Genomic DNA, 21,499 nt, shown 5'->3' with positions numbered 1-21,499 from the left:
TTGTGGTAAAGGTTTGCGCGATAACTCTTTTCCGGGGCGAGCGGTCATGGCCTCGGGATGAGTGGCCGTGCCAGCGCGACTGGCCAGGATTCAACCGTCGTCGCGTGGCTCCGTCAGCCGGTCGCGCCTGGCCAGGCCCGGGAACAGCTTCATCCAGACCCCGGTGATCACCAGGGTGCCGACGCCGCCTAGCACCACTGCCGGCACGGTGCCGAAGAAGTGCGCGGTGACCCCCGATTCGAATTCGCCGAGCTGGTTGGAGGCGCCGATGAACAGCCCGTTGACCGCACTGACCCGGCCGCGCATGGCATCCGGGGTTTCCAGCTGCACGAAGGAGCTGCGGATCACCACGCTGACCATGTCGGCGGCGCCCAGCACCACCAGGGTGGCCAGCGAGAACCACAGCGAGGTGGATAGCCCGAAGGCGATGGTGGCGACGCCGAACAGCGCCACCGAACCGAACATGATGCGGCCCACGTGACGATTGAGGCTGACGTAGGCGAGCAGAAAGGACATGCCCAGGGCGCCCACCGCGGGTGCCGAGCGCAGCAGGCCAAGGCCCCAGGGCCCGGTGAGCAGGATGTCGGCGGCGAACACCGGGAGCAGGGCGGTGGCGCCGCCCAGCAGCACGGCGAACAGATCCAGGGAGATGGCGCCGAGTACGTCCGGGCGACTCCTGATGAAGCGGATGCCGGCCAGCAGGTTGTTCAGGGTCGGCTTTTCCTTCTGGCTGGGCGTCTGCCGCGCCGGCAGGCTGGAGACCAGCAGGATGGCGGTGCCATAGAGCACCAGCGCCGGGCCATAGACCCAGGCGGCGCCCAGGGCATAGAGCAGCCCGCCCAGCGCCGGGGCGATGATGGTGGCGCCCTGCATGGCCGAGGCCGCCGCGGCGATGGCGCGGGGAAAGATCGCCGGTGGCACGATGTTGGGCAGCAGCGCCTGGGTGGTGGGCTGCTCGAAGGCGCGGGCGGTGCCCAGGCAGAACGCCAGGATGAAGATCAGTTCGCGGGTCACCGCGTGATTGAGGCTGCCCACCAGCAGCACCAGGGCGATCAGCCCCTGGCCGGTCTGGCAGAGGGCAGCGACCCGGCGGCGGTCGTAGCGATCGGCGACATGTCCGGTGTGCAGCATGAACAGCACCCGCGGCAGGAATTCCGCCAGCCCCACCAGGCCGAGGTCGAGCACGTTGCCGGTGAGGGAATAGAGGTGCCAGCCGATGGCGACGGTGAGCATCTGGAAACTGCCGGCGGTACAGATGCGGGCGAACCAGAAGGCGACGAAGGGACGGTGGTGACGCAGCTGCAGGGTATCGCCGGACATGACTGGGGCTCGCGAGGGCAGAGGCAGCATCTTAAGCCACCCCGAGGCTGATCGTCATACAACTGCGGGGTGCGACAGCCTGCCCGATGCGACATCGAACCACGTAAGCAAATGTATCGAGGAGGACTATCCTAAAGCCTGACGTTGATCCACGTCAGCTTCCGACCTGGTCCTTTGGGCTAGCGGCGGCGCCTTTTTAGCGTCCCGCTCGAACCCCAGGCGACGCCGGAGGTTCGAACCTCGGTCAGCGTCAACTCGACCGGCTGCTCTCGACGGCCGGCGTGCCTGAGAGGAATAGCTATGTTCGGCCTCGAAGCCCTGGATCTCGCCCGGATCCAGTTCGCCTTCACCGTGTCCTTCCACATCGTCTTTCCGGCGCTGTCCATCGGTACCGCGAGCTTTCTTGCCGTGCTCGAAGGGCTGTGGCTGAAGACCGACAACCACGTCTACAAGGATCTGTATCATTTCTGGCTGAAGATCTTCGCGATCTTCTTCGGCATGGGCGTGGTGTCCGGTCTGGTGATGGCCTACGAGTTCGGCACCAACTGGAGCGGCTTCGCCGACTATGCCGGCGCCGTGACCGGCCCGCTGCTGACCTACGAGGTGCTCACTGCCTTCTTCATCGAGGCCGGCTTCCTCGGCGTCATGCTGTTCGGCTGGAATCGCGTGGGCCGCGGCCTGCACTTCTTCTCGACGGTGATGGTGGCGATCGGCACCCTGATGTCGACCTTCTGGATCCTGGCCTCCAACAGCTGGATGCACACCCCGAGCGGCTACGAGATCGTCGATGGGCGCATCGTCCCGGTGGATTGGCTGGCGGTGATCTTCAACCCGTCGTTCCCCTTCCGCTGGGCGCACATGACCATCGCCGCCTACCTGTCGGTGGCCTTCCTGGTCGGCGCCTCGGCGGCCTGGCATCTGCTGCGCGGCAACGACAACCCGGCGGTGCGCAAGATGTTTTCCATGGCCATGTGGATGGCCCTGCTGGTAGCCCCCATCCAGGCCTTCGTCGGCGACGCCCACGGCCTCAACACCCTGGAGCTCCAGCCGGCCAAGATCGCCGCGATGGAGGGCCACTGGGAGAACCCCCCAGGCGAGGCGACCCCGCTGATCCTGTTCGGCTGGCCGGACATGGAGCGCGAGGAAACCCGCTTCAAGCTGGAGATCCCGGTGCTCGGCAGCCTGATCCTCAAGCACAGCCTCACCGAGCCGATCCCGGCGCTCAAGGACTTCCCCAAGGAAGACCGGCCGCCGGCCTATGTGGTGTTCTGGTCGTTCCGCATCATGGTCGCCCTGGGCATGCTGATGATCGCCGCCGGCCTGTGGAGTGCCTGGCTGCGCTGGCGCGGCAAACTGTTCGAGACCCGCGGCTTCCTGCGCCTGGTCACCTGCATGGGGCCGGTCGGCCTCATCGCCCTGCTGGCCGGCTGGTTCACCACCGAGGTGGGCCGCCAGCCGTGGATCGTCTACGGCCTCCTGCGCACCAAGGACGGGGTGTCAAACCACAGCGTCACCCAGCTGAGCATCACCCTGGTGGCCTTCGTGGTGGTCTACTTCGCCGTGTTCGGCATCGGCACCCTCTATGCGCTGCGCATGATCGGCAAGGGTCCGCACACCGGTGAAGGCGACCTGCCCACCTCCGGCGGCCCGGGCACCGATCGTCATCCCAAGCGTCCGCTGTCCGGCGCCGATGGCGGCCTGGAAGAAGACAATCCCAATGACCAGCTGACCGGAGACCGCACATGAACGGCATCCCTGGCATCGACCTCCCGCTGATCTGGGCGATCATCATCATCTTCGGCCTCATGATGTACGTGGTCATGGACGGCTTCGACCTGGGCATCGGCATCCTCTTCCCCTTCGTCAAGGGCAAGGAAGATCGCGACGTCATGATGAACACCGTGGCGCCCATCTGGGACGGCAACGAGACCTGGCTGGTGCTCGGCGGGGCGGGGCTCTATGGCGCCTTCCCGCTGGCCTACGCGGTGATCCTGCCGGCGCTCTACCTGCCGCTGATCTTCATGCTGATCGGCCTGATCTTCCGCGGCGTGGCCTTCGAATTCCGCTTCAAGGTCCAGGAAGGCAAGGAAGCCCTGTGGGACAAGTCCTTCATCTTCGGCTCGCTACTGGCCAGCTTCTGTCAGGGCGTGGCCCTGGGCGCCTTCATCGAAGGCTTCCCGGTGGAGAATCGCCAGTATGTCGGCGGTCCGCTGGACTGGCTGACGCCCTTCTCGATGTTCTGCGGCCTGGGCGTCATCGCCGCCTATGCGCTGCTGGGCAGCACCTGGCTGATCATGAAGACCGAGGGCCCGCTGCAGGCCACCATGCGTCGCCTGACCAAGCCGCTGCTGTTCCTGCTGCTGGCCTTTACCGCGGTGGTGAGCATCTGGACCCCGCTGAGCCAGGCGGCCATCTCCGCCCGCTGGTTCAGCATGCCCAATCTGGTCTGGTTCCTGCCGGTGCCGATCCTGGTGGGCGTGGTGACCCTGGCCCTGCTGCGCGCCATCCTGCGCGAGGACTCGCACCACGCGCCCTTCCTGCTGACCCTGGCGCTGATCTTCCTCGGCTACAGCGGTCTGGGCATCAGCCTCTGGCCGAACATCATCCCGCCGGGCGTTTCCATCTGGGAGGCCTCGTCGCCGCCGCAGAGCCAGCTGTTCCTGCTCATCGGCACCCTGTTCATCATTCCGATCACCCTGATGTACACCTTCTGGGGCTACTACGTGTTCCGCGGCAAGGTCCGCGCGGGGGAGGGCTACCACTGATGGTCGGCCGCTCGCGCGAACCCAATCCCGCCGATAACAAGCCGCTCTGGCAGCGGCTCGCCTGGATGGCCGCCATCTGGGCCTGCAGCCTGGTAGCACTCGGCGTGGTGGCCTGGGTGCTGAGATTGGTGCTGACGGCGGCGGGGCTCAAGTCGCACTGACCCTTCCGTGTGTTGGTAGATGAGGCTGCGCCGTCATCCACCCTACGCAGGGCACGATCCTGTGCTGGAAAGCTACCCTTTACGCCAGACGCCCCCTCTCCCGCTTGCGGGGGAGGGTTGGGGTGGGTCAACCTGCCGAGCTGATTTGCGGTGTGCTCGGTAGGCTTTTGTTCCGCCCTCGCCGGGCGGGTTACTTTTTTCAGTCGCAAAAAAAGTAACCAAAAACGCTCGCCCTGGTCATCCGGCCCTACGCTGCGCTCCGGGTCCCCTCGCTCCGCCGCTCTTCCGCCGGGCCGCCGTCGAAGGGCCGTCCTGGCCCTCGACGCCTTTCGCGGCATCCCTGCCGCTCACCCGCCTCCAGAGTGGCTGCGTTCGGCCTACTGAACAGGGCGCTTGGGTGCCGGCTGAAGGTGTCTTTTTAAAAGGCTGATCAGTTCTTCTCTTCTCTTCTCTTCTCTTCTCTTCCCTTCTCTTCACATGTTTCTTGGCGGCACTGATTCAGTAGATCAGCAGGTTTGGAACGCAGGTCTGCTCTATGACGCCCAACTCTCAGCCGGCACCCCAGTGCCCCGTTTGGCCGGTCGAACGGCAGTGTCGCGGAAGTGGGTGAGCGGCATGGATGCCGCGAAAGAGGCCGAGGGCCAGGACGGCCCTTCGGCCACGGCCCGCTGGAGCGGCGCTGACGTGAGGGCATCCTGCGCAAGGCGCAGGACCGGCCAGTCGGGGCGAGCGTTTTTGGTTACTTTTTTGGCAATTGAAAAAAGTGACCCGCCCGGCGGGGCGGAACAAGGATCGTCAGCAGATTCCTAAAATCAGCTTGGCGGCCTGAGCAAAAGCACTACCCCCACCCCAACCCTCCCCCGCAAGCGGGAGAGGGGGCAGTCCGGCGTGAACGGGTCAAACGCCGCGCATCAGCCGCGGAGCTGATTAAAACTGCAACGCAGCCCACTCCCCAAACCTACAACTTTTCCCAGTTATCCCGCTCCCCCCCGCCCGCTAGCCTGACTCCGTTCCCATCGCGACGAGGAAGGCATCCATGCAGGTTCAAGAAGGCTACGCCGATTTCCAAGGCCACCAGACCTGGTACCGGGTCACCGGTGAGCTGGCCAGCGGGCGATTACCGCTGGTGGTGGCCCACGGCGGTCCCGGTTGCACCCATGACTATGTCGACAGCTTCAAGGACCTGGCCGAGCACGGCTGGCCGGTGGTGCATTACGACCAGCTGGGCAATGGCCGTTCCACCCACCTGCGCGGCATCGATCCGGGATTCTGGACGGTGGAGCTGTTTCTCGACGAGCTGAACAACCTGCTGCGCCACCTGGGTATCGGCCAATACGCGCTGCTCGGCCAATCCTGGGGCGGAATGCTGGCTGCCGAGCACGGGGTGCGTCAGCCTGCAGGACTGCGGGGGCTGATCATTGCCAATTCGCCTGCGTCGATGGCGCTCTGGCGCGCGGCTGCAGCAGGGCTGCGGGCCGAGTTGCCGTCCGCGGTGCAGGCCACCCTGGAGCGCCACGAGGCCGCCGGCACCACCGACTCGCCCGAGTATCGCGCCGCCAGCCAGGTCTTCTATGACCGCCATGTCTGCCGGGTGCAGCCGCTGCCGGCCGAGGTGGTGCGGACCTTCGCCGCCATCGACGCCGATCCCACCGTCTATCACGCCATGAACGGTCCTACCGAGTTCCATGTGATCGGCAGTCTGCGGGACTGGAGCGTGATCGAGCGGCTGGCGCGGATCCAGGTGTCGACGCTACTGATCTCCGGGCGTCACGACGAGGCCACGCCGGCCTGCGTGGAGCCCTTCGACCGGCTCATCCCGGACGTGCGCTGGCGCATCTTCGAGAATTCCAGCCACATGCCCCACGTGGAAGAACGCGAGGCCTGCATGGCCACCGTGGCGGACTTTCTCGCCGAGGTGGAGCGCGGTTAGGCCTCGGCGTCGAGGGCCGCAGCGATCTCGTCGATGCGGGTCTGGCGGTCGTCGGCCTGCAGGCGCGACCGCGGATTGAGCGCTGACCATTCCGGATGGGCTCGGGCCACCTGCACGGCGGCGGGCAGCTTGCCTTCGCGCCAGCGCTGCTCGTCAGGCGCGGCCACTTCGATGGCACCTTGGGCGGCGTGGCCGCGGATTTCCAGCGCCGCCAGCAGCTGACGCTGCCGCAGCGCCAGCAGGCGCAGCACGGCATCGTCGATGGACAGTTCCCGTCCGCCGCGCAGCTTGCCGAACAGCCGCCGGCCATAGTGGCCGCCGGTCTGGGCCAGGCCACCGGCCAGGGCGCCCAGTACCGTGGCGGCGCCCAGGGTCAGGCCGCCGGCGAGCAGGTCCAGACCGACCCCTGCAGCCGCCCCGGCCGCCACGCCGCCGCCCAGGCGGATGCCGAGCAGGCGCAGGGTTTCCGGATTGAACAGGTCATCGCCCCAGCGGCCGTCCAGCAGCGGCAGGTCGCTGGCATGGGCATCGCCCGGGCGAAAGCCGAACAGCCGCAGGAGTTCTTCCACACAGCGTTGTTCACGGGTGCGCAGGGCGTCGCGCAACTCGGCGGTCGCGGTACTGACCTCGGCTTCGCCCGGCGCCACGCTGCGCCGGGCGGCGGCGGCGTCCACCAGCAATTCGGCGATCAGCCGCACGCCTTGCTGATGGCGGCGGCGGGCCTGCTCGGCATGGTCGGCGATCAGCCGTTGCAGCGCCGGGCGGCCGCTTTCCAGCAGGGTCGCCAGGCTTTCGTAGAGACGCGCCTCGCCATCCGCCGGCGGGGCGACGCTGTCGAAGCGCACCAGGGCGTGCAGGCCGAGACGGGCCAGGATGGCGCGCCAGTCGTCGGCGCGGTGACCGTCGGCGGCGACGAAATTGAGCACCGGCACCAGCGGCCGCCCGCAACCAGCCAGCACCGCCAGTTCGTCGCGGTACTTGGCCAGCACCGGCTCGCGGGCGTCGATCACATAGAGCCCGGCATCGGAGGCGCGCAGCTGGCGGATCACCTTGGCCTCCTGCTCGAATCTCTGGCGGGCTTCCACGCTGTCGAGAAAGCGATCGAGCAGGGTGGCGGCGTCCAGGCGTTCGCCGGGTCTTTCCAGTTGCTCCAGGTAGTCGCGCAGGGCGATGGCGTCTTCCAGGCCGGGGGTATCGTAGAGCTCCAGCAGGGCCTCGCCGTCCACCGACAATCGGGCACCCTCGACATGGCGGGTGGTGCTGGGACGATGGGAGACCTCGCCGAAGTCGATGTCGCGGGTCAGGGTGCGCAGCAGTGAGGTCTTGCCGACATTGGTGTGACCGACCAGCGCCAGGCGCAGGGGGCCGCTCATGGATTCGTCTCCAGCCAGGCCAGTTCTTCGAGATCGCCGGCGCAGTGTGCCAGACGCAGGGCGTCCAGCGCCTGCCGCCAGTTGTCCAGGCGGACCGGATCGAGCTTGCTGCCCAAGGGCGCGGGCAACAGCCAGACGCGGGTCGCCGTGGCACAGCGCGACAATTCTGCCAGCAAGGCCAGGGTACCGCGATCCGGCGACCGGCGCGGATCGCAGGCGATCAGCAGGCGGCGCGCCGGATAGCGGGTCAGCTGTTCGAGCAGATGGCGCCGGCCCTGGCCATCGTCAAGGATGCCGGCATCGCGCACGCCCTCGGGCAGCGGCGGCGGCCAGGTATGGTCGGTGAGTTCGATGCCCACCAGCAGCGCCTCGTCGCCGGTGCGGGCGAGACCGCCGGCGTCCTGCTGGGGCAGGTGGGCGGGGGCGGCGTCGTTGACGCCCAGGCGTTCGCTGGTGGGTAGCAGGCGTTCGCGCAGTTGCAGATAGCCCGGGCGCTCGACGTCCAGCCGCAGCCGTTGGCGACCGCGTCGCCAGCGCCACAGGCAGAGCAGGGTCAACAGCAGCCGTGGCAGCAGGCCGTAGACCAGTACCACGCCCAGCAGCCAGCCGGCCCAGGCCTGCCGTGCCGTGGCCAGGGGGCTGCCAGCATCGCCACTGGCGGCGATGCTGGCCGGATCGGGCAGCGGAAAACCCAGCAGCTGGGGCAGGGCGCCGAGTACCTGGGTGAGCAGCACGAAGGTGTCGCTGCCAAGCAGGGTGGTCTCCCAGACGAACAGATAGCTGCGCCCGGAAAGCAGGGCCAGCAGGGTGGCCAGGGCGCTGCCGAGGATCAGCAGCCAGAGACCGTGCACCAGCCCGCCCAGCGCCCAGGGCAGCAGACGGGCGCGGCCGAGCAGCCCGACCAGCGCGGGCCCCAGGTGCAGGGCGCGGGCATCGCGCGCCAGGCGGCCGGAGAGCCACAGCCAGAGGCGCGCCAGCGGCGAGGCCAGCTGGCGGCCGCCGCCCAGCAGGCCGAGGGTCCAGACCAGCAGGCTGAGCAGGTTGAGCCCGAGCAGACTGCCCAGCGCCCAGAACACATTGACCGGGCGACTGCCATCACCCAGGGCCCCGGCGGCGAGTCCCGCGCCGCAGAACAGCGCGACGATGCCCAGCAGCCAGGCGGCCAGCAGCGCACCCTGGCGCCAGCGGCGCCGCGCTGCCAGCAGGCCGTCGCGCTGGCCGAGCAGACGGGCGCGCGTCACCAGCCGCGACTCGAAGGGGCCACCGGCCGCACGCGCCTGGCGATTGGCCTCGGCGTCTTCCAGCGGGCCGCTGTCTTCCTCGGTCAGGCGCAGGGCTTCGGTGAGCCAGAGATCCTCGAAGGCGGGAGAGGGGAGTGCGGTCACGCGTCGACGCCCTTGCGGCAAAGACGCCGAGCATAGTCCCTGGCGCCCTGGCTGTTAACGCCTCTGTTATGCTCTGTCACCATGAAAACCTCTCTTCCCCTGAGCCTGATCGTCGCCGTGGCCGACAACGGCGTCATCGGCATCGACAATCGTCTCCCCTGGCACCTGCCGGCGGAGCTCAAATATTTCAAGGCCGTGACCCTCGGCAAGCCGCTGGTCATGGGTCGCAAGACCTGGGATTCCCTGGGCCGCCCGTTGCCGGGCCGACTGAATCTGGTGGTCTCCCGTCAGACTGATCTGGTGGCCGAAGGTGCCGAGGTGCGGACCTCGCTGGCCGCTGCCGTGGAGCGCGCCGAGGCCTGGGCCCGGGAGCGCGAGGCCAGCGAGATCATGCTGATCGGTGGCGCCCAGCTGTTCGCCGAAGCCCTGCCGGTGGCCCAGCGCCTTTACCTGACCCGGGTCGCCCTGGCGCCGGCCGGGGATGTGTTCTTTCCCGATTGGCAGGAGGCGGAGTGGGAGCTTGTCTCGCGCCAGGAACATGCGGCCGAGGACGACCGTCCGGCCTATGCCTGCGAGGTCTGGGAGCGCCGGGCCTAGGGGCGGTCGCCTGCAGCCTTCCCGCCTGGCTCCGGTCATTGTTTCGACCTTAAGTAAAACCTAAGACGGGTATGGCATAAAGACGCTGAGGCAGGCCGCCTGGGCGGCCGGAGGGCACGACCATGAGGGCGATCGACAGCCAGACTTCGACGGCAATGGCAGGGACTCAGCCTGCCAATCCGAGCGTTACCGCCAGTCAGGGCGCATCCGCCAGTGACTCCACCAGCGCGGGGGGAATCCCAGCCGGCACCGATGTGGCGGTGGATCTGTCGCCCGCCGCCCAGCTCATAGCCGGATTGCTGCCGGGCCAGTCGAACGGTAACAGCGATCTCGATGGCTTCATGCAGATCCTCCAGCAGCAGATCCGCAGCCAGGGCACCGATGCCGCCGTGCTCGGCGAACTGCCCCAGGCTGCCAGTGCCGACCGCGTGCAATTGGCCAAGCAGGCGGCCAACCACCTGCTGGTGAGCTATTACCATGACGACAGTCGCTATGCCGACGCCTCCACCCAGGATCCCTTCGCCAATCTGGACAGCGACAGCCTGACCCGGATCGCCAGTGACGATTCCGGCACCTTTACTTCGGCTGAGCGTCAGCTGGCCTATTTCGAAGGGGCGCAGCGCGGTACCGATGGCGCCAACGTGGCCTTCTCCGGTCTCTCCCCGCAGGCGCAGGGGTCCGCTTCCTGGAACTGGGCACCTGCCGCCACCGAGGATTCCGGCATCCTCGGGACCCTGAATCCGGGCGCACCGGACTGGCAGTCGGGTCAGTTGAACAGCCAGCTCATCGATGGCCTTAGCGCTGGCGGGGTGGCGACTGCGGCGGCTCAGGAAACGGCCGCGTTGGCGGCGCCGACCCTTGGCGTCACCACCGGGGCGGATGGCGCACCCCAATGGACGACGCAACCGGCGGACGGGCAGGACGCCGAAGCGAGCACCGCGCTGGATGGCAGCATCCTCACCCAGATGACCGGCGCGACGGCGGCGCCTTCGCTGTCGCTCTATCGCCAGATCGCCGCCTTTGGTTGAGTGACGCTGTTGGGCTAATACCTGCTTGTTGGGCTTCGACGATGGAGCCGTCTCAACCCAACCTACGTCAGAGCGGTAGGTTGGCGCTGAGCGCAGCGATGCCCAACATCGTGTCGCTCAGACCTGTCTGTTGGGCTTCGACGATGGAGCCGTCTCATCCCAACCTACGCGGTCGGTAGGTTGGCGCTGAGCGCAGCGAAGCCCAACATCGTGGCGCTCAGGTCTATCTGTTGAGTTTCGACGATGGAGCCGTCTCAACCCAACCTACGTCAGAGCGGTAGGTTGGCGCTGAGCGCAGCGAAGCCCAACGCCAAGATGCCCTCAGATCGCCCGCAGCTTCTTCGCCGGCAGGTAGTCGCGGTGGACGCGCTCTTCCACCAGGTACAGCCAGCAAGGGCCTTCCACCTGGGGAAAAAGGCGCACTTCCTGAATGCTGCTGGGCTTGGGTTCGCCATTGCCGACCTGCACGGCCACCGTCTGGCCCAGGCGGAAGCGCGGGACCACGCCGGCGTCCACCACGCTCTGCTCGGCCTTGGTCGCCGGACGGCCCAGGTATTCGCCCAGGTCCACCGGACCGGAGGGGCCTTCGGCGACGGTGTCCACATGGAAGCTGTAGGCGGTGGCCAGGCCTTCGTCACCACCGTGGGTCTCGCCCTGCTTGATGCGCGACACGGCCTGGTCGAGGGCGGCGTCGAGCGTCAGTTCGTTGTTCGATTGCAGGGTGATGACGATGCGGCGTTCGAAGGGGTACTGGCTCATGGTTTCGACTTTTTCGGCAGATAGGGAAAAGAAGGGACATCTTGTGCCCCCTTTGGCCGGCCGCTGTCCAGCCGGGGGCGCCCGATCGGTGATCGCGTTTGCAACCCCAGGTGTCCAGCGGCCCGGCGGTCACCGGGGCCTGGCTGAAAAGTGCCTGCGCTCGGCCAGGCTGCGTTGAAAAGCCGTTCCGAACGCTCATCTACTGCTCGTAAACGCCGCTTCCTCACGAATTTTCGCCTTGCCTGACCTTCGCGCGGCGACTTTTCGGACGAAGCCTAGTCATTGCGCCGCTTGAGCTGGTCTTTCAGCTGGGTCGGCACCTCGCGAATGATCAGCAGATCCTGGCCTTCGTCGTATTCGATGCGCGAGCCCAGCAGGTGCGCCTCGAAGCTGATCGACAGCCCCTCGGCACGGCCGGTGAAGCGGCGGAATTGATTGAGGGTGCGCTTGTCCGCCGGGATCTCCGGGGCCAGACCGTAATCCTTGTTGCGGATGTAGTCGTAGAAGGCACGCGGTGCCTGGTCATCCATCAGCTCGGAGAGGGCGTCCAGGGCCATGGGCTCGCCGCGCTTGGCCTGGCTACTGGCGTAGTCCACCAGGGTGTCGGTCTTTTCCTTGGCGGCCTCTTCCGGCAGGTCCTCGCTCTCCACGTAGTCGCTGAAGGCCTTGAGCAGGGTCCGGGTCTCGCCCTTGGCGTCGACGCCTTCCTGGCAGCCGATGAAGTCGCGGAAGTAATCTGAGACCTTCTTGCCGCCCTTGCCGCGAATGAAGGAGATGTACTGGCGCGACTGCTTGTTGTTGCGCCACTCCGAAAGGTTGATCCGCGCGGCCAGATGCAGCTGACCCAGGTCCAGGTGCTTGGCCGGGGCCACTTCCAGACTCTCGGTGACGGTCACCCCCTCGCTGTGGTGCAGCAAAGCGATGCTCAGGTAGTCGGTCATGCCCTGCTGGTACTGGGCGAACAGCACATGGCCGCCGGTGGAAAGGTTGCTGCTCTCCATCAGCCCCTTGAGGTGCTCCACCGCCTGGCGACTGAAGGCGACGAAGTCCTGCTCGCCTTCCAGGTAGGCATGCAGCCAGCCGCTCAAGGGATAGGCGCCGGATTCCTCGTGGAACAGGCCCCAGGCCTTGTTGGGCTTGGCGTTGTAGCTGTCGTTGAGATCGGCCAGCAGATTCTCGATGGCCTGGGAGTCGGCCAGTTCGGCGTCCCGCGCGTGCAGGGTCGCGGGCTGGCCGTCGGGCTTCTTGTCGATCAGATGGACGATGGCGTGACGGATCGGCATGACGGCCTCGGGTAACGGAGAAAAGTCCGCCAGTCTAACGCCCCCGCGCCCTGGCGGGCAGGCCCTGGGCGCCGCAGGCTCAGCGCGCCGCCGTGGCCTGCTTTTCCTGCAGCGCGTTGCCCAGGTGGCGGGTCATGAAGACCGCGGCTTCTTCACGGCGATCCTCGAGCAGCAGGTCGATCAGCTGCAGGTGCTCCTGACAGCGGCGCTGGGCCTGCTCGCGATCCACCGACTTCTGGTATTCGATCAAGCGGCGCAGGCGATTGAGCCGGCGCAGTGCATCGAGGATGAAGGCATTGCCCGAGCAGCGGGCGATGGTCTCGTGCAGGCGGGTGTTGGCGTCGAAGATCTCCGCGGGCGAGGCCTCGAACACCCGGCCCGCGGCCAGCAGCGCCTGCTCGTCGCGGCAGCGCCGCAATTCGCCGGCATCCAAGGTGAAGCCGGCGTCGCGGATGCCAGCCGGCTCGATCAGCAGGCGGAAGGCATAGCTCTGGGCATAGGCGTCTGGCGAGGTGAGACCTTCGACGAAGCTCCAGCCGTAGCCCGGCAGGCGCTCTGCCCAGCCTTCCTGGACGATGCGCCTGAGGATATCGGCCAGTTGCCCACGGGTGACCTGGTAGCGGCGGATCAGCTCGTTTTCCGTGACCTTGAGCGGCAATTCGCCCTCGATGCGGTCGCGGGCGATGGTCAGGTACAGGCGTTCGCTGGCGGACACCTCTTCGCGCGCCTGGGGCGTGGCGTCCAGGGCCGCGGCGGCCACGGCGAAACCGCCCTCGGGATGCCGCGCCAGCAGGCTCTGGTCGGCCATCTGCTGCAGGGCGCTGCGCACCGGCGAGCGCGACACCCGCAGCCGCTCGGCCAGGGCGCGCTCGGGCAGCCGGGTGCCGACCGCCAGCTGGTGCGAGGCGATGTAGGTGAGGATGTCAGGAATCAGTTGGGAGGCGAGGGTGGTGCCCATGGCAGCGCTGGCGAGTCGATCGGAAAGATCCGGGATGCTAGCACGGGACCCGCCGGGCGCAGCCGGCGGGTCCCGCGGGCGAGCGCTCAGTCGCCGCTCGGGCTGACGTCCATGTCCTTGAGCTTAACCAGCCGGCTGCCGTGCTTGCAGCGATAGCCCAGCCAGACGGCGAGAAACAGCGGCAGGCTGATGTAGGTGGCGGCCAGGCCCAGCCAGTCGACGCCGTGCGGCCCGAACAGGGCGGCATAGTTCTGCCCCAGGGTGATCACCAGGCAGAGGGCGAAGGCCAGCAGCGGCCCGAAGGGAAACAGCTTGGCACGGTAGGGCAGGTCTTCCAGCCGGCGACCCTGGGCCAGGTAGCCCTGGCGGAAGCGATAGTGGGACACGGCGATGCCCAGCCAGGCGATGAAGCCGCACATGCCCGAGGTGTTGAGCAGCCAGCCATAGAGCGCCTTGTCGCCCACCAGGGAGGTGAAGAAGCACAGGGCGCCCACCGCGGTGGTGGCCAGCAGGGCGTTGCGCGGCACGCCATTGCGCGAGACGCGGGCGAACAGCCGCGGCGCCTTGCCCTGTTCGGCCAGGCTGTGCAGCATCCGCGTCGAGGCGTACATGCCCGAGGTGCCGGCGGAGAGCACCGCCGAGAGGATCACCGCGTTCATCAGGCTGGCGGCGAAGGCCAGGCCGGCGCGTTCGAACAGCAGGGTGAACGGCGAGACGGAGACGTCGGTGGCATCGTTCTGCAGCAGGCGCGGATCGGTATAGGGGATCAGCATGCCGATGACGAAGATCGCCAGCACATAGAACATCAGGATGCGCCAGAACACCTGGCGGATGGCGATGGGCACGTTCTTGCGCGGATTTTCCGATTCGCCGGCGGCGATGCCGATCAGCTCGGTGCCCTGGAAGGAAAAGCCGGCGATCATGGCCACCCCGACCATGGCCTGCAGGCCGCCGACGAAGGGCGCCTCGCCCTGGGTGAACACGGACAGGCCTGGCGGCTCGATGCCGCTGAAGATGCCGAGGATGGCGGCCAGGCCCAGGCCGATGAAGACCACCACGGTGGCCACCTTGATCAGCGCGAACCAGAATTCGCTCTCGCCGAAGCCGCGCACCGACACCGCATTGAGCAGGAACATCAGCGCGAGGAACAGTGCGCTCCAGATCAGCCCGGGCACCTCGGGAAACCAGAAGCCCATCACCAGTTGCGCCGCCACCAGTTCGGCGGCGATGGTCACCGCCCAGTTGTACCAGTAGTTCCAGCCGAGGGCGAAGCCGAAGCCGTCCTCGACGAAGCGACTGCCATAGATGGAGAAGGAACCCGACACCGGCTGGTAGGCGGCCATCTCGCCGAGGCTGGTCATGAGGAAGTAGACCATCAGGCCGATCAGCGCATAGGCCGCCAGGGCGCCGCCCGGGCCGGCGGTGGCCACGGTGGCGCCGGAGGCGACGAACAGCCCGGTGCCGATGGAGCCGCCGATGGCGATCATGTTGAGGTGGCGGGGCTTGAGCCGGCGCTGCAGACTCGGAGAGGCGGTGGACATGGGAATTCCAGCTGGCAGTTTAACGGGGGCCGGCGCTGGCTCTGGCGGCCAGTCGCGGTCGTCGAATGAAGGGTGGTGTGCGGAACGCCCGCGGCCGTCGGCGCGGGCAGCGCCAAAAAAGCCGCGAAGCTTAGCAGGCCAAGGGCGCCAGGTGGGATGGCGGTCGTCGGTGCGCGGCCGGGCGAGGAAGCCAGCACGGCCGTTCTGGCTACGGGAGGCGGTACAGGGCAAGCGCTAGCCGGCGTGATCAGCGCAGCAGCGAACGGCGGACCGCCGCCACGTCTTCAGCCAGGATACTGAGGTCGAGCGCGGCCAGGCAGGGGAGGACGGTCCGCTGCGCTGCGGCAGCGGACCGGGTAGCGTCTTTAGCCCGAGATCAGGACGCGTCGATCCAGATGGTCTTGATCTCGGTGTACTGGTCGTGGGCCCACAGCGACTTGTCGCGCCCGCCGAACCCCGACTCCTTGTAGCCGCCGAAGGGGGTGGAGGCATCGCCCTCGCCGAAGCAGTTGACGGTGACGATGCCGGCACGGATGCCGCGAGCCAGCTTGATGGCATTGCGCAGGTTGCCGGTGTAGGCCGAGGCGGCCAGGCCGTAGGCGGTGTCGTTGGCCAGCTCCAGGGCTTCGTCGAGGGTATCGAAGGGGGTCACGCTCAGCACCGGGCCGAAGATCTCCTCGCGGAACAGGCGGCTGTCACGCGCCACGCCGTCGACGATGGTCGGCTCCACATAGACGCCATCGCGGGTCGCGCCACCGGTCACCACCTTGAGCTGCTGCTCGCTGGCGTGCTCCAGGTAGGAACGGACCTTGTCGAAATGCGCCTTGCTGACCATGGAACCCAGGCGGTTCTCCGGGTCCAGCGGGTCGCCCAGCTGCCAGTCCTGCAGGTGGACCTGGACGCGCTCCAGCAGGGCATCCTTGACCTCGCGATGGACGATCAGCCGCGACGATGCCGAGCAGTTCTCGCCCATGTTCCAGAAGGCGCCATTGACCACGTGCTGGGCGACCTGGTCGAGATCCTCGACGTCGTTCATCACCACGGCGGGGTTCTTGCCGCCCAGTTCCAGGACGATGCGCTTGAGATTGGATTCGGCGGCGTACTTGAGGAACAGCCGACCGGTGTCGGTGGAGCCGGTAAAGCTGACCGCGGCGATGTCCGGATGCCGGCCGATGGGTTCGCCGGCCTCCTTGCCACTGCCGGGCACCACGTTGAACACGCCGGCCGGCACCCCGGCCTGGTGGGCCAGCTCGGCTACCCGCAGGGCACTGAGGGTGGTCTCCTTGGCCGGCTTGACCACGATGGAGCAGCCAGCGGCCAGCGAGGGACCGATCTTCCAGGCCAGCATCAGCAGCGGGAAGTTCCAGGGTAGTACCAGGCCGACCACGCCGATGGGCTCGCGTACCACCATGGCCAGGGCGCCGGCGCCGGTGGGGGCGGTGGCGTCGTAGATCTTGTCGATCAGCTCGGCGTGCCAGCGCAGGGTGTTGATGGTCTCCGGTACGTCGATGGTCTGGCACTCGCGCACCGGCTTGCCACTGTCGAGGCTCTCCACCACCGCCAGTTCATGGGCGTGTTCTTCCAGCAGGGCGGCGAATTTCTGCAGCACGGCCTTGCGCGCGGAAGGGTGCAGACCGCTCCAGCGACCGTCTTCGAAGGCGGTCTTGGCGGCGGCTACGGCGGCGTCCACGTCGGCGGCGCCACAGGCGGCCACCTGCGCCAGTTCAGCGCCAGTGGCGGGGTTGGTGGTGACGAAGGTCTGGCCGCTCCGGGTGGCGACGAAGGCGCCATCGATAAAGGCCTGGGTGCGCAGCTCGACGGTGGCGGCGAGGTCGGCGTAGGCGGCTTTGCTCAGCAGATCGGTCATGGTCAGGCTCCCTGGACGATACGGGCGACGTTGCTCTTCAGCGCGGTGATCACCTGCGCCAGTTCGGCTTGCTCGGCTGCGGTCATGCCTTTGAGCGGGGCACGCACGCCGCCGTTGGGCAGGCCGGCGAGTTCGCAGCCGTACTTGATCGACTGCACGAACTTGCCGCCTTCGAGGTAATCCATCAGCGGCAGCATGGCCGCCATGATCCGGCGCCCCTTGGCGAAGTCCTGCTCCAGCACGCAGGCCTGGTAGAGCGCCACGTGCTCGTGCGGCACGAAGTTGGAGCCGGCGCAGACCCAGCTGCGCGCGCCCCAGGCGAAGAATTCCAGGGCCTGGTCGTCCCAGCCGCAGGAAAGCTGCAGGTCCGGGCGCTTGACCGCGTGGCGGTGCAGACTCGCCATGTCGCCGCTGCTTTCCTTGATCGACTGGACGTTGCGGCAGCCGGCGATGGCGGCGAAGAAGTCCTCGCCCATGGCCACGTTCATCCGCCCCGGATAGTTGTAGAGCATGATCGGCAGGTCGGCGGCGCGATCCACCGTCAGTACGTGCTCGGCGATCTCCTGCTGGGTCGGCAGGGCATAGGGCGGGGTGCCGACCAGCAGGGCATCAGCCCCGTGCTCACGGGCGGCCTGGGCGAACTGCACCGAATCCTCGGTACGGATGGCGCCGGTGCCGATCACCAGTGGCAGGCGCTGGCCCACCACGTCGCAGGCCTGGGCGATCAGCGCCAGGCGCTCCTCGCCGCTGTGGGCGTAGTACTCGCCGGTGGAACCGCCGACCACGATGCCGTGCACCTTGGATTCGATCAGGTATTCCAGGACCTGGGCGAAACCGGCCTGGTCGATGGCGCCGTCCGCCTTGAGCGGGGTGATGGCCGGGGTGTAGATGCCGTCGAAGTTCATGGGTGGAGCCTCCAGAGGTTGCACGGATGTCAGCGGGGAGGGCGCGGCCGTCAGCTTTCGCAGCCGGCGCGGTACTGCCCCCACAAGAGGTTGAAATTGACGCCGGCCGAGAGGAACGGCTGCGGTGGGTTGGCATTGGGCCCGGGCGCGGCGAGTAGGAAATCGATCAGTTCGTCGCGCTCGCCGGCCAGCCAGTTGGCGAGCAGCTTGCCGGTGGCGGTGCCGCGGGTGACGCCCAGGCCGTTGCAGCCCAGGGCGCCATAGACGTTGGGGGCCAGCTGGCCGAAGAAGCCGTTGTGGTTGCGGGTCATGGCCAGGGCGCCACCCCAGGTGTACTCGAAGGTCACCTTGGGCAGCATGGGAAAGCGGCGGGCGAAGGAGGCCTGGTGACGCTGCAGCACCCGCTGCAAATGCTTGAGATTGCTGCGGCCATCGGGGTTGAAGCTGAAGCTGTTGCGGATCAGCAGGCGCTGGTCGGGGGTACGCCGCACCGTGGTGCCGAAGGGATCGGCGGGGATGGCACCCCAGAAGGGCTTGCCGCCCAGCAGCGCCTGCTCGTCGGGCGTCAACTGCCGCGTGAGACTGCCGTAGGTGAAGATCGGCAGCATGCGCCCCTGCAGGAAGCCGAAGTGCTGGCCGAAGGAATTGTTGGCCAGCACCAGTTTGCCGGCGGTGATACGGCCAGCGGCATGCCGCAGCTCGGGGCGCGGACCGTAGTCCACGTCCAGGATCGGCGTGCGCTCGAAGAGCGTGACATTGGCCGGTAGATTCTCGGCCAAACCCTTGACCAGGGCGCTGGGCTGGATCAGCACCGCGCCAGGGGTATAGAGCGCCCGCTGATAGAAGTCCGTGCCCAGGTGCTCGGGCAGGGTCTCGCGTTCGATCATCTGGTAGGGCTGGTCGAGCTTGTCCAGGCCGCGCCGGTAGGCATCGAGCACTGCCAGGCCGCGTTCCTCGACAGCGGCCTGATACTTGCCGCAGGCCTGCAGCTGGCAATCGATGCCGTAGCGTTCGACCTGCCGGCGCAGGTAGGCCTGGCCACTCAGGTTCAGCTTGAGCACGGTGCGGGCGATGCCGATGTCGCCGATGTAGTCCTCGGCGCCGATGTCATGGGGCAGGTCGATGGCGAAGCCGGCATTGCGCCCGGCCGGGCCCAGACCGACCTCCTGCGCCTCCACCAGGATCACCTCGTCGTCCGGGAACTTCAGCGCCAGCTGCCGCGCGGCAGCGAGACCGGTGAAACCGGCGCCGACCACCACCCAGGGCGCCTCGCTATGACCGCGATGGCTGGGCCGGGGCGTGCGCGGGGCACTGGTGTGGTACCAGCCACAGGTGTTGTCGTCGGCGGGCAGGGCTTGGACTTTCATGGTGCGCAACCGTCTCTGGTGAAGCGTCTGGCCTGAACGCGAGGCGCACAGGGCTTGCCCGCCTCCCGGGGAGGCAGGATGTCGCTTGAGGTCGTTCAGGACCGGGCCGCGGGCTCAGGCCGTTCAGGCCCGGCGGTCCGGTACGTCGTGGTGGCGCTGTGCCCGACTACTGCCCGGTCACGGCGCGCTGGCGCCGTCTAGGCGATCACTTCTGGCCAGCGGCGCGGGCGTCCGCCAGCCAGCCGTCCCACTCGGCCTGGTGCGCCTTGATCCACTCGGCGGCCTGACGCTTGATGTCGTCCAGCGATTTCTCGCCGTTCTGCATCTTGAGGTTCTGGGCGCTTTCGTCGGCGGTGGCGATCTTCAGCTCCGAGAGGAACTTGACCGCGGCGGGGTTCTTCCTGGCGAAGTCCTTGTTGATCACCGCCACGACGTTGTCGATGGGAGCGCCCAGGTTCTTGCCCTCGAAGGTGGTGTTCACGTCGTTCTTGCCGTCGGGCAGCGAGGTGAAGGGCACTGGTAGCCAGACAACGTCCCGGCCTTCCACCAGCACGCTGGAGATCCACTGCGGCACCCAGGTGTAGTAGAAGATCGGCTTGCCGTCCTTGTAGCGCTGGATGGTGTCGGCCATCAGCGCGAAATAGGAGCCGCGGTTGTCGGTGACGGTGTCGTTCAGGCCATAGGCCTTGAGCTGGTGCTCGACGATCACCTCGCAGCCCCAGCCGGGGTTGCAGCCGGTAAGGTCGGCCTTGCCGTCGCCATTGCTGTCGAACAGCTTGGCGATTTCCGGCTTCTTGAAGTCCGAGATGTCCTTGATGTGGTACTGGTCGGCGGTCTTCTTGTCGATCATGAAGCCCTGCAGCACGCCTGGCATCACGTTACCGGCCTTGACCATGGTGTCGTCGCCGCCGGCCTTGTCATAGAAGGCCTGGTGCATGTGTTCCCACATGTGCACGGTGAAGTCGGCGTCGCCATAGGACAGCGCCAGGAACAGCGCCGGGTAGTCGGTTTCCTTGGGGGCCTTGACGTCGTAGCCCAGCGCCTTGAGGCCGGCGATGGCGATCTCGCCGCGAAAGCGTTCTTCGGCGATGGTGGGAAAAATCGGCGTGACTTTCACCCCGGCGCCGGGTTGGTCGGCGCTAGCGGCATGGACGGCGCCGCTCAGGGCCAGACCCAGGAGGGAGGCGGCGAAGCCGGTCAGGAGCGCTTTCTTGCATGCGGAAAGATTCATGGAGCACCTGTCGTTGTGAGTTGATGTTCTGCGGTGAAAGGCAGGTTCAAGGCGTAACCGGCTGCGGCAGCGCTTTTTTCTTGCCGACCAGACGCACCACCAGGCCGACCGGGCCGCTGTGGTACCAGCGCTGACCGGTGGCCAGGTGGGCGCTGCGCTCGCCCATGGCCTGGGTGAAGCGATCGAGAAAGATCGCCAGCAGCACCAGGCCGATACCGCCGACGCTGGCCAGGCCCATGTCCAGGCGACCGATGCCGCTGAGGACCATGAGGCCGAGTCCGCCGACCGAGATCATCGAGGCCACCACCACCATCGACAGCGCCAGCATCAGGGTCTGGTTGACCCCGGCCATGATGGTCGGCGCGGCCAGCGGCAGCTGGACCTTGACCAGCATCTGCCAGGGCGTGCAGCCGAAGGCACGGGCGGCTTCGATCTTGTCTTCTGGCACCTGGCGGATGCCCAGATTGGTCAGGCGCACCAGCGGTGCCAGCGAGAAGATGATGGTGACGATGACCCCCGGCACGTTGCCGATGCCGAACAGCATCACCACCGGCACCAGGTAGACGAAGGCGGGCAGCGTCTGCATGGCGTCCAGCAGCGGGCGGATGCACATTTCCAGGCGATTGCTGCGGGCGCTGAGGATGCCCAGCGGGATGCCGATCACCGCGCAGAACACCAGGGAGGTGAGCACCAGGGCGAGGGTGACCATGGCATCGTTCCACACGCCGATCAGCCCCAGGGCGGTAAGCATGGCCAGGGTCAGAATGCCGATGCGGCGACCGCCGATCTGCCAGCCGAGCAGGGCGGCCAGCAGGATGAACACGGTCGGCGGCACCGACATCAGCGCGGCCTGGATGCCGTCCAGGACCTGGTCCACTGGCCAGCGGATGGAGCGGAACACCTCGCGGAAGTTGTGCACCAGGTAGCGCAGCGCGGCTTCCACCCAGGAGCCCACCGGAACGGTGATCGTTTTGAAGGGATCGAGAATGCTGAAATCGGACATGAGCGGGGCCTCCGGCGCGCCTGCGC

At 67.3% G+C, this 21,499-nt stretch carries 18 protein-coding genes; 6 read left to right on the top strand and 12 right to left on the bottom strand.

The genetic code is table 11. The features are described 5' to 3' along the window. Positions 1-90: 90 nt before the first annotated feature. Positions 91-1,320 carry an MFS transporter gene (locus tag OMP44_RS21320; protein ID WP_280311064.1) on the bottom strand — a complete coding sequence of 410 codons (1,230 nt, stop codon included), beginning with the start codon at positions 1,318-1,320 and terminating at the stop codon, positions 91-93. 300 nt (positions 1,321-1,620) lie between these two features. Between OMP44_RS21320 and OMP44_RS21315 the strand changes: the two genes are divergently transcribed. The 4 genes from OMP44_RS21315 (at position 1,621) to OMP44_RS21300 (ending at position 6,176) form a co-directional block, all read left to right on the top strand. Next, positions 1,621-3,066 (top strand): cytochrome ubiquinol oxidase subunit I, encoded by a 1,446-nt coding sequence (locus tag OMP44_RS21315; protein ID WP_280311062.1) that lies wholly within the window; start codon positions 1,621-1,623, stop codon positions 3,064-3,066. Further along, positions 3,063-4,085, top strand: coding sequence for a cytochrome d ubiquinol oxidase subunit II (gene cydB, locus OMP44_RS21310; protein WP_133862893.1), 1,023 nt, complete (start codon positions 3,063-3,065; stop codon positions 4,083-4,085). The genes OMP44_RS21315 and cydB overlap by 4 nt, the downstream gene beginning before the upstream one ends. After that, positions 4,085-4,246 (top strand): DUF2474 domain-containing protein, encoded by a 162-nt coding sequence (locus OMP44_RS21305; protein WP_160923579.1) that lies wholly within the window; start codon positions 4,085-4,087, stop codon positions 4,244-4,246. The genes cydB and OMP44_RS21305 overlap by 1 nt, the downstream gene beginning before the upstream one ends. Positions 4,247-5,282: 1,036 nt before the next feature. Next, positions 5,283-6,176 (top strand): proline iminopeptidase-family hydrolase, encoded by an 894-nt coding sequence (locus OMP44_RS21300; RefSeq protein ID WP_187978529.1) that lies wholly within the window; start codon positions 5,283-5,285, stop codon positions 6,174-6,176. Here OMP44_RS21300 and OMP44_RS21295 read toward each other — a convergent pair. Continuing rightward, complete coding sequence (locus OMP44_RS21295) at positions 6,173-7,549, bottom strand: GTPase/DUF3482 domain-containing protein (RefSeq protein WP_187978530.1); 1,377 nt, start codon at positions 7,547-7,549, stop codon at positions 6,173-6,175. The genes OMP44_RS21300 and OMP44_RS21295 overlap by 4 nt on opposite strands. After that, positions 7,546-8,934: a DUF2868 domain-containing protein gene (locus OMP44_RS21290; protein ID WP_280311059.1), complete on the bottom strand. Its 1,389-nt coding sequence runs from the start codon at positions 8,932-8,934 to the stop codon at positions 7,546-7,548. The genes OMP44_RS21295 and OMP44_RS21290 overlap by 4 nt, the downstream gene beginning before the upstream one ends. 81 nt (positions 8,935-9,015) lie before the next feature. On the opposite strand from OMP44_RS21290, the gene OMP44_RS21285 reads away from it, so the two are divergent. Both OMP44_RS21285 and OMP44_RS21280 read left to right on the top strand, forming a co-directional pair. Next, a complete protein-coding gene (locus OMP44_RS21285) occupies positions 9,016-9,531 on the top strand; it encodes a dihydrofolate reductase (protein WP_187978532.1) in 516 nt (171 codons plus the stop codon). A 122-nt stretch (positions 9,532-9,653) separates the two neighbouring features. Continuing rightward, the gene (locus OMP44_RS21280; protein ID WP_280311056.1) at positions 9,654-10,559 is read left to right on the top strand and encodes a hypothetical protein; all 906 of its coding nucleotides are present in this window, start codon (positions 9,654-9,656) and stop codon (positions 10,557-10,559) included. A 321-nt stretch (positions 10,560-10,880) separates the two neighbouring features. On the opposite strand, the gene OMP44_RS21275 is transcribed toward OMP44_RS21280, so the two are convergent. The 9 genes from OMP44_RS21275 to proW all read right to left on the bottom strand — a co-directional run bounded on the left by OMP44_RS21275 (position 10,881) and on the right by proW (position 21,473). Continuing rightward, a complete protein-coding gene (locus OMP44_RS21275) occupies positions 10,881-11,318 on the bottom strand; it encodes a hypothetical protein (RefSeq protein WP_017640942.1) in 438 nt (145 codons plus the stop codon). Positions 11,319-11,593: 275 nt separating this feature from the next. Beyond that, entirely contained in the window at positions 11,594-12,601 is a 1,008-nt protein-coding gene (gene yejK, locus OMP44_RS21270) for a nucleoid-associated protein YejK (protein ID WP_017640943.1), read from the bottom strand. 79 nt (positions 12,602-12,680) lie between these two features. After that, a complete protein-coding gene (locus tag OMP44_RS21265; RefSeq protein WP_133862901.1) occupies positions 12,681-13,559 on the bottom strand; it encodes a GntR family transcriptional regulator in 879 nt (292 codons plus the stop codon). An 86-nt stretch (positions 13,560-13,645) separates the two neighbouring features. Beyond that, on the bottom strand, positions 13,646-15,100 hold the full coding sequence (locus OMP44_RS21260) for an amino acid permease (RefSeq protein ID WP_263259714.1): 1,455 nt from the start codon (positions 15,098-15,100) through the stop codon (positions 13,646-13,648). Between the two features lie 376 nt (positions 15,101-15,476). Further along, positions 15,477-16,967, bottom strand: coding sequence for an aldehyde dehydrogenase (locus OMP44_RS21255; protein WP_187978535.1), 1,491 nt, complete (start codon positions 16,965-16,967; stop codon positions 15,477-15,479). Between the two features lie 2 nt (positions 16,968-16,969). Beyond that, positions 16,970-17,872 carry a dihydrodipicolinate synthase family protein gene (locus OMP44_RS21250; RefSeq protein WP_187978536.1) on the bottom strand — a complete coding sequence of 301 codons (903 nt, stop codon included), beginning with the start codon at positions 17,870-17,872 and terminating at the stop codon, positions 16,970-16,972. A 50-nt stretch (positions 17,873-17,922) separates the two neighbouring features. Continuing rightward, entirely contained in the window at positions 17,923-19,239 is a 1,317-nt protein-coding gene (locus tag OMP44_RS21245) for an NAD(P)/FAD-dependent oxidoreductase (protein WP_280311052.1), read from the bottom strand. Between the two features lie 205 nt (positions 19,240-19,444). Next, entirely contained in the window at positions 19,445-20,470 is a 1,026-nt protein-coding gene (proX, locus tag OMP44_RS21240) for a glycine betaine/L-proline ABC transporter substrate-binding protein ProX (protein ID WP_059313808.1), read from the bottom strand. 46 nt (positions 20,471-20,516) lie between these two features. Next, positions 20,517-21,473 (bottom strand): glycine betaine/L-proline ABC transporter permease ProW, encoded by a 957-nt coding sequence (gene proW, locus OMP44_RS21235; protein ID WP_187978539.1) that lies wholly within the window; start codon positions 21,471-21,473, stop codon positions 20,517-20,519. Between the last annotated feature and the right edge of the window lie 26 nt (positions 21,474-21,499).

The organism is Pseudomonas flavocrustae (assembly GCF_029872515.1).
Classification (GTDB): Bacteria; Pseudomonadota; Gammaproteobacteria; order Pseudomonadales; family Pseudomonadaceae; genus Chryseomonas; species Chryseomonas aestiva.
This window is presented reverse-complemented; position numbering and strand designations above follow the sequence as displayed.

What these genes read in the sequence shown, in the direction of transcription:
- OMP44_RS21320 (WP_280311064.1), bottom strand. Translation starts at nt 1,320, where the DNA reads ATGTCCGGCGATACCCTGCAGCTGCGTCACCACCGTCCCTTCGTCGCC.
- OMP44_RS21315 (WP_280311062.1), top strand. Translation starts at nt 1,621, where the DNA reads ATGTTCGGCCTCGAAGCCCTGGATCTCGCCCGGATCCAGTTCGCCTTC.
- cydB (WP_133862893.1), top strand. Translation starts at nt 3,063, where the DNA reads ATGAACGGCATCCCTGGCATCGACCTCCCGCTGATCTGGGCGATCATC.
- OMP44_RS21305 (WP_160923579.1), top strand. Translation starts at nt 4,085, where the DNA reads ATGGTCGGCCGCTCGCGCGAACCCAATCCCGCCGATAACAAGCCGCTC.
- OMP44_RS21300 (WP_187978529.1), top strand. Translation starts at nt 5,283, where the DNA reads ATGCAGGTTCAAGAAGGCTACGCCGATTTCCAAGGCCACCAGACCTGG.
- OMP44_RS21295 (WP_187978530.1), bottom strand. Translation starts at nt 7,549, where the DNA reads ATGAGCGGCCCCCTGCGCCTGGCGCTGGTCGGTCACACCAATGTCGGC.
- OMP44_RS21285 (WP_187978532.1), top strand. Translation starts at nt 9,016, where the DNA reads ATGAAAACCTCTCTTCCCCTGAGCCTGATCGTCGCCGTGGCCGACAAC.
- OMP44_RS21280 (WP_280311056.1), top strand. Translation starts at nt 9,654, where the DNA reads ATGAGGGCGATCGACAGCCAGACTTCGACGGCAATGGCAGGGACTCAG.
- OMP44_RS21275 (WP_017640942.1), bottom strand. Translation starts at nt 11,318, where the DNA reads ATGAGCCAGTACCCCTTCGAACGCCGCATCGTCATCACCCTGCAATCG.
- yejK (WP_017640943.1), bottom strand. Translation starts at nt 12,601, where the DNA reads ATGCCGATCCGTCACGCCATCGTCCATCTGATCGACAAGAAGCCCGAC.
- OMP44_RS21265 (WP_133862901.1), bottom strand. Translation starts at nt 13,559, where the DNA reads ATGGGCACCACCCTCGCCTCCCAACTGATTCCTGACATCCTCACCTAC.
- OMP44_RS21260 (WP_263259714.1), bottom strand. Translation starts at nt 15,100, where the DNA reads ATGTCCACCGCCTCTCCGAGTCTGCAGCGCCGGCTCAAGCCCCGCCAC.
- OMP44_RS21255 (WP_187978535.1), bottom strand. Translation starts at nt 16,967, where the DNA reads ATGACCGATCTGCTGAGCAAAGCCGCCTACGCCGACCTCGCCGCCACC.
- OMP44_RS21250 (WP_187978536.1), bottom strand. Translation starts at nt 17,872, where the DNA reads ATGAACTTCGACGGCATCTACACCCCGGCCATCACCCCGCTCAAGGCG.
- OMP44_RS21245 (WP_280311052.1), bottom strand. Translation starts at nt 19,239, where the DNA reads ATGAAAGTCCAAGCCCTGCCCGCCGACGACAACACCTGTGGCTGGTAC.
- proX (WP_059313808.1), bottom strand. Translation starts at nt 20,470, where the DNA reads ATGAATCTTTCCGCATGCAAGAAAGCGCTCCTGACCGGCTTCGCCGCC.
- proW (WP_187978539.1), bottom strand. Translation starts at nt 21,473, where the DNA reads ATGTCCGATTTCAGCATTCTCGATCCCTTCAAAACGATCACCGTTCCG.